This is a genomic window from Aeromonas sp. S15(2024) (assembly GCF_041402265.1).
GTDB classification, from domain to species: domain Bacteria; phylum Pseudomonadota; class Gammaproteobacteria; order Enterobacterales; family Aeromonadaceae; genus Aeromonas; species Aeromonas dhakensis.
Map to the genome: position 1 here is coordinate 1 of NZ_JBGLQY010000026.1, position 946 is coordinate 946.

At 66.3% G+C, this 946-nt stretch carries 1 protein-coding gene; it reads left to right on the forward strand.

Features of this window, described 5'->3' with window-relative positions:
* Positions 1-946: Ig-like domain-containing protein (locus ACB033_RS22615; RefSeq protein ID WP_371140777.1), on the forward strand; the 946-nt coding region annotated here is incomplete at both ends.

Here is a 946-nt window from a genome sequence, read left to right on the forward strand (position 1 = left end):
CACCAATGCGGCCGGTAACAGTGCCACCGCGACCGACAGCGAAGGGTACGGGGTGGACACCAGTGGGCCGGCTGACTTGGCCATCCGTCTGGACGCCAATATCACCGACGATGACGTGATAAATGCCAGCGAGGCCCAGCAGGATATACCGGTGAGCGGCACCGTGAGCGGCGAGTTCAAGGCTGGCGACATTGTCACCTTGACTGTCAACGGTAAAACCTTCACCGGTTCGGTAGCGGGCGATGGTCGCTTCACTATCCTGGTGGCGGGCAGCGAGCTGGCGGCGGACAGCGACCGCACCATAGAGGCCAGCGTGACCAGCACCAATGCGGCCGGTAACAGTGCCACCGCGACCGACAGCGAAGGTTATGGGGTGGACACCACCGCGACCGGTGCGCCGAGCGTGGTCATTACCGAAGATGCCGATAACGACGGCGTGATCAGCCGCACCGAGATCAGCGGTCAGGTCAACGTCGAGGTGACCCTGCCGGCCGAGGCCAAGGCGGGGGATACCCTCAAGGTGAGCGGCCAGGCCGATCGCCTGCTGAGCGAGGCCGATATCACGGCCGGCAAGGTGGGCTACGAGTTTGACCGTCCGGTGGACGGCGCCACCCTGACCGTGACCGCCACGATCATCGACGCGGCGGGTAACGAGTCCCAGCCGGGCAGCGACAGCGCGGTGATGGGCGACACCACTGCGACCGGCGCGCCGAGCGTGGTCATCACCGAAGATGCCGATAACGACGGCGTCATCAGCCGCAGCGAACTGAGCGGTCAGGTCAACGTCGAGGTGAGCCTGCCGGCCGAGGCCAAGGCGGGGGACACCCTCAAGGTGAGCGGCCAGGCCGATCGCCTGCTGAGCGAGGCCGATATCACGGCCGGCAAGGTGGGCTACGAGTTTGACCGTCCGGTGGACGGCGCCACCCTGGCCGTGACCGCCACGATC